Origin of the sequence: Microcoleus sp. PH2017_28_MFU_U_A (assembly GCF_020738035.1) — a bacterium.
Classification (GTDB): Bacteria; Cyanobacteriota; Cyanobacteriia; order Cyanobacteriales; family Microcoleaceae; genus Microcoleus.
Map to the genome: position 1 here is coordinate 1 of NZ_JAEQCX010000182.1, position 9590 is coordinate 9590.

General features: G+C 47.7%; 7 protein-coding genes. 2 read left to right on the forward strand and 5 right to left on the reverse strand.

The genetic code is table 11. From position 1 onward, the window contains the following. Positions 1 to 236: 236 nt before the first annotated feature. Positions 237 to 497, reverse strand: coding sequence for a hypothetical protein (locus JGK14_RS32655; protein ID WP_293185706.1), 261 nt, complete (start codon positions 495 to 497; stop codon positions 237 to 239). A 63-nt stretch (positions 498 to 560) separates the two neighbouring features. On the opposite strand from JGK14_RS32655, the gene JGK14_RS32660 reads away from it, so the two are divergent. Both JGK14_RS32660 and JGK14_RS32665 read left to right on the forward strand, forming a co-directional pair. After that, complete coding sequence (locus JGK14_RS32660) at positions 561 to 791, forward strand: ribbon-helix-helix domain-containing protein (RefSeq protein ID WP_293327876.1); 231 nt, start codon at positions 561 to 563, stop codon at positions 789 to 791. 17 nt (positions 792 to 808) lie between these two features. Beyond that, positions 809 to 1255 (forward strand): DUF5958 family protein, encoded by a 447-nt coding sequence (locus tag JGK14_RS32665; protein ID WP_293327873.1) that lies wholly within the window; start codon positions 809 to 811, stop codon positions 1253 to 1255. A 173-nt stretch (positions 1256 to 1428) separates the two neighbouring features. On the opposite strand, the gene JGK14_RS32670 is transcribed toward JGK14_RS32665, so the two are convergent. The 4 genes from JGK14_RS32670 to JGK14_RS32685 all read right to left on the reverse strand — a co-directional run bounded on the left by JGK14_RS32670 (position 1429) and on the right by JGK14_RS32685 (position 9072). Next, positions 1429 to 2715, reverse strand: a complete 1287-nt coding sequence (locus tag JGK14_RS32670) for a dihydrolipoamide acetyltransferase family protein (RefSeq protein ID WP_293198586.1) — start codon at positions 2713 to 2715, stop codon at positions 1429 to 1431. A gap of 172 nt (positions 2716 to 2887) precedes the next feature. Then, the gene (locus JGK14_RS32675) at positions 2888 to 3328 is read right to left on the reverse strand and encodes a YlqD family protein (RefSeq protein WP_293185715.1); all 441 of its coding nucleotides are present in this window, start codon (positions 3326 to 3328) and stop codon (positions 2888 to 2890) included. Positions 3329 to 3722: 394 nt separating this feature from the next. Beyond that, a complete protein-coding gene (locus JGK14_RS32680; RefSeq protein WP_325315956.1) occupies positions 3723 to 5672 on the reverse strand; it encodes an AMP-dependent synthetase/ligase in 1950 nt (649 codons plus the stop codon). Between the two features lie 193 nt (positions 5673 to 5865). After that, positions 5866 to 9072 carry an efflux RND transporter permease subunit gene (locus JGK14_RS32685; protein WP_325315955.1) on the reverse strand — a complete coding sequence of 1069 codons (3207 nt, stop codon included), beginning with the start codon at positions 9070 to 9072 and terminating at the stop codon, positions 5866 to 5868. Between the last annotated feature and the right edge of the window lie 518 nt (positions 9073 to 9590).

Consider the following 9590-nt stretch of genomic DNA (forward strand, 5'->3'; position numbering starts at 1 on the left):
AATGTCTTTATCTCCACATAAACTGCCTAATTATCAACAAGGCATAAGAGCTATGAGCCTTATTCTATCAGCGTTATAGGCGACTTGTCACCCCGACAGGTATTTATCTGGATTAAAAGTAAACCTTAGTTTAGCTCAACCAATTTCTGGCGTCAAGTGCGATCGCCCTTAATGTCCAAAAGTGCGATCGCCCCAAAGTGAACTGTCAGTCAATCGAACACCGTTTCTCAAGAAAATTATCCTTGAGGATGCGGTAAATCAAACACCACTTCAAATCGGATGTTGGGCACTCGTTGCCGAAACAACTGAAGATGTCCCTCCGCATCCGATCGGCTGCGATAGCGACCAACGATCGCCCATTGCAAGCTCGGAAGCAAGCGAGCCACTGCCCACGGCTTCAGGTATCCTTCGTATTTCATAATAGAGGAGTCTCCATTGCTAAACGGAGCCAGAGCCAGCGCAGAAACTTGGTCGGTGGATGCGCTGGCTTCTGACATTACCCATAAAAATAACACAAAGTAAGCACAAGTGTGCATAAGTAAGCACACAACTGACTGTGGATGCACGAGCTGGACGGACGAGGTGGCACAATAGGGGAAACTTCTAACAGATTGCAAGGCATGAGCGACAGCGAGCGGATTTCAGTGGTTTTGCCAACACAGGCTAAAAAGGAATTAGAAAAGTTGTGCGATATCGAAAAGCGATCGATCTCCAACTTTGTCTACCTTCTGATTCAAGATGCGATCGACCAAGCAAAAGCATCCGGCAAACTCAAATCAACAGATGGCTGAAACTAAAATTTTATTTAATGAATCTAACTGATGAGATTACAATCAATCAAATTCAACAATCCCTAATTAGCCAAGAAGATGCAAAAAACTGGTTTTTAAGCTTCCCAACCGAAGGCCAGCAGGAAATATTGCAGCGGCTATCCTACATGACCATCCAAGCAGGGGCGCGAGAAGAAGATGTTTGCCTAGCTATTACTAAATCAAAACTTCGTGCAACTTACACCCCTTGCGTATTGCTCAGCAAAGGGCGATTAAAAGAACAAATCACAAAGCTTTTGAAACTGCCAGCCTCAGAATCTATCAAAACCTTTTTTCTGTTAATCAGTTTATTAGCAATTGCTGATGCCCGCAGGTACGATAAATATTGTCAAGATGGCTGTAGCCACTGGTGGCATCGTGATTTGAGCGATCGCAAAGTTGTAGATGAAATTCGGTGCGAGTTTGAACAAAGTATTCTTGTTTGATATCAATTCGGTTGCATCGAAATGATATAGAGGAGACGGCATTGCCGTATCCCTACAATATTATTGGTAGGGACACGGCACTGCCGTCTCCTCATTTTGGCTAATAATTCCGATGCTACCGGAAACGATATCAACTATCAACAGTCAACAGTCAACCGTCAACAGTTAACTAATTAAAGTGTCAAAGATTGAGGATTTGTCTCGATCAATTTCGCTAAATCTTGCAAGAAAGATGCAGCATCAGCACCGTAAATCACTCGGTGATCGCAAGTAATATTCACCTGCATTTGCCGCTTCACTCCCATCAAGCCTTCTTCATTGGCTACTACTTGCGGCCGCGAAGAGCCGATCGCCAAAATCGAGCCTTGATTCGGCGGCAAAATCGCGTCAAACTTATCTACTCCATACATTCCCAAATTGGAAAGAGTAAAAGTTCCCGTGCTGTATTCGTCGGGTTTTAGCTGTTTGGCGCGGGCGCGATCGACTAAATCCTTCCAACTGCGGGAGAGAGAATATATGTCCAGGCGATCGGCATTTTGCAACACCGGCGTAATCAAACCGCCGCCGTCCATCGCCACCGCTACCGCCACATTAATATCAGCACGGTGTTGAATTCCCGACTCCACATAACAAGCATTCAGCAGAGGATGTTTTTGTAAAGTTACCGCTACTGCTTTTGCCAGCATAGCCGTCATCGTGACGCCTTTTGACTTAATTTGTTTGTAGAGTTTGTCGAGATTGTCAGTAGTAATTGTATAGCCGACGCGGAAACAGGGCACGCTCAAACTTGCTTCCATATTGCGAACCACCGCATTTTGCAGCGCATTCATCGGTACTCTGTTACCGGAAAGCGCTACCGCTGGGACTGGTGCGGGTGCTGGTTTGGCTGCTGCGGGTGCGGGTGCTGCGGGTGCGGGTGCTGCGGGGACTGTTACTGGTTGCTGAACCGGAGCTGGTTGGGCTTTACCGGCTGCTGCTTCCACATCTTCTGCAACAATCCGACCGTTGGGGCCGCTGCCTTTGATTGAATTTAAATCTACTTTAAACTCTTTGGCTAATTTGCGAGCGCGGGGAGAGACGATGCTGCGGCCGTTTTGGCGGCTGACGTTTTGCTGCAAACCCACTGATGCTGTAGCTGCGACAGGAACGGGGGCTGCGGCTGCTGGAGCTGCGGCTGCGGGGGCGCCGGCTCCTTGTTTCTGGGCGGCGGCGATTTCGGCTTCTGTTTCTGCGACTAGGGCGATCGCAGCTCCGACCGGAGCAACTTCGCCTGCTGGTACAATAATTATTGCTAGATAGCCTTCGTAGAAAGACTCGACATCCATGTCGGCTTTGTCAGATTCAACTACGACTACCGTTTCGCCCTTTTCTACTTTGTCCCCAGCGGATTTGACCCAGGAAACAATTTTGCCCTCTGTCATGGTAGAGCTTAGGGCTGGCATGAAAACTTCGCGAATCATCTGTAAAAATTCCTTGTGAGTTGGTAATTGGCGATCGGTATTTGGGAATTGATAATTGGCGATCGGCAATAGTTATTATTATGCCAGCCTCTAGTCCGAAGATGTGCGGCTATCAACTCAAAATTACCTACCAATTACCAATTATCAATTACCAATCACCAATTTCTAAGTTCTAAATATCACCTCGAATTTCTTCGACAATGCCGTCGCGGAGCAGAACTTCTATTTGCATTTTTTGAATCAAGTTTTCTCCCACCCCGACGGTGAACGTGCCGTCAATTTGACCTTGACTCACTTCTTGTTCGAGGTCTAGCACCTGCACTTGCTGAAGCTGTTGCAGGTTTTGGTTTTTCTGTTCTAGCAGTTCGCTCTTTCTTTGATTCACCTGCACTTGAATGTTTTCTATTTGCTGCATTACTTGCGGGCCGGGGGGTTGCAGGCTTTGCTTTTGGATTTCTGAAACCATCCGCTGCCCTTGCATTTCTAGCTGTTGTAGCTGAGAATCTATTTGATTGATTTGGGCTTGGAGTTGCTGTTGAGCTTCTTCTTTCCAGCGGGGAGTAACGACGACTTTTACGTTAATCGATCGCTTCAAGAGTAATTGTGGTTCCATAAATTTGTTGCTTGTCAATTGGGAATTAGGCATTAGTCAGAAGTGCGAGCGTCCCCGCTCGCGAACAACAGTCATCAGTCATTAGTCAATAGTTGGTAGACATTTCCTAATGACTGAGGACTCGGACTCGGGACTCGGGTGTTGGTGTCAACTGAACGTCAAACCTATTATCAGTCTTCTGTCTGGCGATTCAGGCAAGATCCCCCCTAGCCCCCCTTCTTAAGGGGGGGATAAGAATCTTCTCAAAGTCCCCCTTCTTAAGGGGGATTTAGGGGGATCTGGCCTCTCCTATAAACGAGAGATACAAAGGTTTTCAGGCGATTGTTGACACCAATGGGGACTCGGGTGTTGGGATAATTTTTGCTTTTCCATTCCCCAAGTCCAGCGAATATTTTCAAAACATCCCGTCAATCATATCGCGGTAGTGTTCAGTCACAACCGGGCGCTTAATTTTCAGGGTCTGGGTCAACATTCCATTTTCCATCGAAAATGGCTCCTGAATCAACCGGAACGGGCCAATGCGATCGTCCGCGCGGTATCCGGGGCGATTTTGCACCTCCCGGTTCAATTCTTGACGGAATAAGTCTTGAATTTTCTTGCTATTCCAGTCAATTTCGTGTATTGGCGGATTCTGAGTTTCTGCCCATTTCTGCACGGCTTCTGAATTGGGGACAATTAAGGCGCCGATCGATTTTTGGTCTTGACCTACTACCATAATTTGGTCGATGTAGGGGCTGCGGACGCAGGCATCTTCGATCGGCTGCGGTTCGATATTTTCGCCGTTGCTGAGGACGATCGTATCTTTGGCGCGCCCGGTCAAAACTAAGTCATTGCCCGGTGTCAGCCAACCCAAATCGCCGGTGTCAAACCAGCCTTCGGAGTCAATGGCTTTCGCGGTAGCTTGGGGATTGAGATAGTAGCCCTGCATGATTTGCGGCCCGCGTCCCAATACTAAACCGCGCTGGCCTGTTGGCAGTTGCTGTTTAGTTTCGGGGTCAACTATTTTAATTTCAGTATGGGCGATCGGCTGTCCGGCAGAACCTTTAAGATTGTGCCAAGGGCGGCGGACTGTTAAAACTGGAGATGTTTCAGTTAAACCGTATCCCACCAACAAACCGATATTCGCGATTTCAAAGAAATTGTCTAAATGCGCGGCCAAAGAACCTCCGCCGCTAATTGCCCACTTAAAACGCCCTCCCGTAGCTTCCCGGACTTTTTGATAAACCAGTTTTTCGGCGATCGCGTGTACGGGAGACAACAGAATACTTTTGATCCGGGCGATCAGTTTTTCCGAAGCAGAAGCAGGTTTCAAACTGAGAGTTAAACCTTGAAAAATGCGGCGGGCTTCAATGTATTGCTGGCTGGCAGATAACAGAAAATTAACCAATTTTTGTTTGTTGGGTGGCTGTTCTCTAAATTGCTTTTGTACAGCCTCGTAAATCGATTCCCAGATGCGCGGAACGCTCACCATGTACTGGGGCTTGCAACTTTTAAAGTCTTGTTTGAAATAGCGAATATTGGTGTAAATTTGCGTGCATCCTTGGGAAAGCAGGAAGTATTCGACTGTGCGTTCGTAGGCGTGCCAACTGGGCAGGATGCTGAGGGCTGATTCGCCCGGTTCGGGTTGCAAAATTGTGCCGAAGGTGGTGAGTTGGTGCAGCAGGTTCCCGTGAGTCAGCATGACGCCTTTGGGTTTGCCGGTGGTGCCGCTAGTGTAGAGGAGGGTGGCGAGGGTTTGGTGGTTGTGGTTGGCGGGTTTGAAGGGGCGGTTGGCGCCTGTGGCCATGACTTGGGAAAATTTGACTGTGGTTAGGGTGGGGCTGGTTTCTGGTTCCTCGTCGGAGAGAAGGACGATAAGTTCGATCGGCAAATCGGGGAGGCGGGCTTGCAGTTTTTTGAGTAAGGCCAGGTTTTCGACTACTAAAGCGGTACTGCCGCTGTCTTGGATGATGTAGAGGAGTTCTTCGGGGTCGGCGGTGGCGCCTCGCACGGCGTTGGCGGCCCCAGCGGTCATGATACCTTGATCGGCTATCAGCCAGCGGGGGCTGTTGTCGGCGAAGAGGGCGACGCGGGGAGGGATTATTTCTGCTGGGTTTGCATTGATGCCGAGGGCCTGCAATCCGCTGGCGAATTGCTGGATTTGTTGGTAGAGGTCGGTATAGGTGAGTTTAATTTCGGGTTTGCTGTGGGGATCGTGGAGGGCGACGGTTTGGGGAAATCGCTGTTTGACGATCGCCCAAATTTCAGGTATCGATCGAATGGAACTGTAATCGATCGTGCGGCTGAGGTTGGCGAGTTCAATCTCGCTCATTTGGGAGGAACTGTCAGGTGCGGGGCGGTTCATAGAGTATTTTTTGTGAGTTGTGGGCGATCGAACTATTTGATGCGAATTTAGCATCTCTAGCCCCCCTGCATCATAGCCTTCTGCCCAAAGAAGACTTTTCTAGAAGTTAATTTTAAGGTATGTAGTTGCGCTTGGGTGCTCTTTCATATAAAGAGCGCTGAAGCGCAACTACGTACCTTAGAAGATCGGGCGGTTACAACGGTGCTACTCGATCGCCCTCAACCTCCTCGCCGGGAGCCGTTTTTCCATCCAAACTTGTGTCATCATCATGGGGCGGATGTTCCGGGCGATCGCGTTTGCTAAAGCGATCGCGAGCCGAGACAATCACCACATACAGCACCGGCACCATAAACAAACTCAAGAAAGTAGAAACAACCATCCCGCCCGCGATCGCATTCCCGAGCGATCGGCGACTGGCTGCACCTGCACCTTCTGGATTAACCAAAGGCAAAATCCCCAAAACAAACGCCAAAGAAGTCATCAAAATCGGTCGCAAACGCTCTTGAGCCGCCTCAACTGCTGCCTTAGCAATTGAATATCCCCGCTCCCGCAACTGGTTAGCAAACTCCACGATTAAAATCGCATTTTTACTCGACAATCCAATCAACATCACCAAACCAATTTGGCAATAAACATCATTCGCCAAACCCCGCAAAGACTGAGCCAAAAGCGCACCTAAAATCGCCAGAGGAACCGCCAGCAAAATAATAAAAGGATCCACATAATTTTCGTACTGAGCAGCCAAAACCAAGAACACAAAAACCAGCCCCAAACCAAAAATAATCGGCGCTTGACCCCCAGACTCAATTTCTTCTAAAGAAGTCCCCGACCATTCATAGCCAAAACCAGACGGTAAAACTTGAGCCGACACCTTTTCCATCGATTTAATCGCCTGTCCAGAACTCGCACCCGGAGCGGGAGAGCCATTAATTTCAATTGACCTAAATAAATTGTAGTGGTTGACAGTTTGGGCTCCCACTACCGGAGTTAGCTTCACCAAATTGCTCAAAGAAATCATTTCATTCTTTGCAGAGCGGACATACAATTTACCAATATCTTCAGGATTAGCACGGAACTGTTTATCTGCTTGCACGTACACCCGATAATTGCGCTGCTGGAGAGTAAAATCGTTTACATACTGCGAACCCAGAGCCGTTTGTAGCGTACTGAAAATATCACTAATAGAAATATCCAAAGCCTTAGCCCGATTGCGGTCAACTTCCACAACTAACTGAGGCGTATTCGCAGCAAACGTACTAAAAACCGCTTGCAATCCCGGCGTCTGATTCGCCTGCTTCAAAATCCCACCCATCGCCTGAACCAGAGCATCTAAACCGCTGTTTCCTTTGCGATCTTGAAGTTGAAATTGGAAGCCTCCAAATTGACCTAAACCTTGAATTGCGGGCGGATTCACCGGGAAAATTCTTGCTTCTGGAATTGCCGAAAGCTGACCCCGCAACTTACCAATAATCGCTTGTACGCTTTGAGCTTCTCCGTGACGCTCGCTCCAGGATTTAAGCGTAGTAAAGATAATACCCTGGTTAGAAGTGCTGCCGCTAAAACCAAAGCCACCCACAGAGAAAGTCCCTACAACCTCAGGAAGTTTCAGAATTTCTTGTTCAACTTCATCCATCACTTTGCGAGTATATTGCAGCGAAACTCCTTGGGGGCCTTGAATAATTGTCAGAAAATAGCCCTGATCTTCCTCTGGGATAAATGCCGTGGGTACTGATAGATAAAGCCAAGCTGTGACTCCCAGAGAAGCGATGAACACCAGAGTTACAAGTGTTTTAACTCCCACTAAAAATATCAAAAACTCGCGATATTGCCGGCGCGTCCAATCAATCACGCCATTAACGCGATCGAATATCCAACCCAGCGGGCCGCCAAACTTCTGCCCTCGCCGCAGCAAAAGAGCCGAAAGTGAGGGCGTCAGGGTAATCGCAATAAAGGTAGAAAGTGCTACCGAAAAGGCAATTGTCAGCGCAAATTGTTTGTAAAGTGCTCCCGTAGTTCCGGGGAAGAATGCCACAGGTACGAACACCGCCATCAACACTAAGGAAGTGGCAATTACAGCGCTAAACAGTTCCCGCATGGACTCGGAAGCTGCTTCGCGGGGATTCATCCCTTGGCGGATCAGGCGATCGATATTTTCTACCACGATAATCGCGTCATCCACCACCAACCCCGTCGCTAAGGTTAGACCAAACAGAGATAAACTGTTAATTGTAAATCCGAAAATCTTGATAAAAGTAAAGGTTCCAATCAAAGAAATCGGAATTGCGATCGCCGGAATAATAGTAGTGCGCCAGTCTTGCAAGAAAACAAAAATTACTATCACCACTAGCACGACTGCTTCCAATAGCGTCTTCACCACTTCTGCCATCGACTCTTCGACAAACAAAGTCGTATCTAGGGCGACTCGATGTATCAACCCAGGAGGAAAACTTGTAGCGAGTTTTTCCATTTCGGCTTTGACAGCATGAGCCACATTCAAAGCATTGCTTCCCGGCAATTGATAAATCCCCAAACCTACAGCATCATTGCCTCGAAATCGCAGGAAAGAGCTGTAATTTTCGGCTCCTAATTCCGCTCTGCCGACTTCTTTTAACTTAACTACAGTGCCATTTCCATCAGTTTTAAGGACAATTTCTTCAAATTCTGCTGGTTCTTGCAGACGGCTTTTAGCCCGTAAATCAATTTGATACATTTGCCCGTCGGGAGCGGGTTCTTGACCAACTCTCCCAGCACCAACTTGTAAGTTTTGTTCGTTAAGCGCCCTGGTTATATCTTGCATTGTCAAACCGCGAGCTGCTAACTTATTGGGGTCGATCCACAGGCGCATGGCATAGCGGCGTTCCCCAAAAATTCGCACATCGCCAACACCTTTGATCCGCTTTAAAGCATCTGCCAAATACAAGTCAGCGTAGTTGCTTAAAAATGTGGTGTCGTATTCTTTATTTTCGGTAAATAAGCCGATCGCCAGCAAGAGACTGGTAGATTGTTTGGTAACTCTCACTCCCGTGCGCTGTACGGCATCTGGGAGTTGGGGTTGAGCGACTGACACTCGATTTTGGACATCGACAGCGGCAATATCTTTGTTGCGCGACGGATCGAAAGTTGCAGTAATAGTGCTAGTGCCGTCATTACTGCTGCTAGAAGTTAGATATTTTAGCCCTTCTACGCCGTTGATTTGCCTCTCTAGGATATTCGTAACGGCATTTTCGACAATTTCGGCACTCGCCCCGCTATAGTTAGCCGTGACGCTAATTTGGGTGGGGCTGATGTCAGGGAAGCGTTCGATCGGCAGTGTGGGGATGCTGATTGCGCCTACTAAAATGATAATTAAGGCGCAGACACTAGCAAAGACAGGTCGTTTGATAAAGAAATCTGCAAACATAAATTTGGTAATTTCTAAAGGTACGTAGTTGCGCTTCAGCGCTCTTAGGTACGTAGTTGCGCTTCAGCGCTCTTAGGTACGTAGTTGCGCTTCAGCGCTCTTAGGTACGTAGTTGCGATGTTCAAAGAGGGCTAAAGCCCAACAACGTACCAAGAGAGCGCTCTTTATATAGGGCTTGCTGAAAAAGCCTAAAATCCTTAGCTCAAAAGACTTTGACTCGCGATCGGTGCTGGTAATGTGTTAGACTATGAGCTAAAATTAGTCAAAAGCCATGCACAGCATCACTTTCATTCATGTACCGAAAACTTGACTAGGGCCCCAAAAACACCCTCCAACTTTGAGCTACCCTTCGAGGGACAATTATCAGAGAATAATCGTTGGGTAATCATGGCAAAAATAATTCCGTGGTCAGACTTTGAAGCCCACATTCCGCAGATGTGGGTCGGATTTTTTTATCAGTTGTGAAAACTTGGAAGCCAAACGCTTTTGGGCTGAAATTATGCAGTGTTAGCCTTACA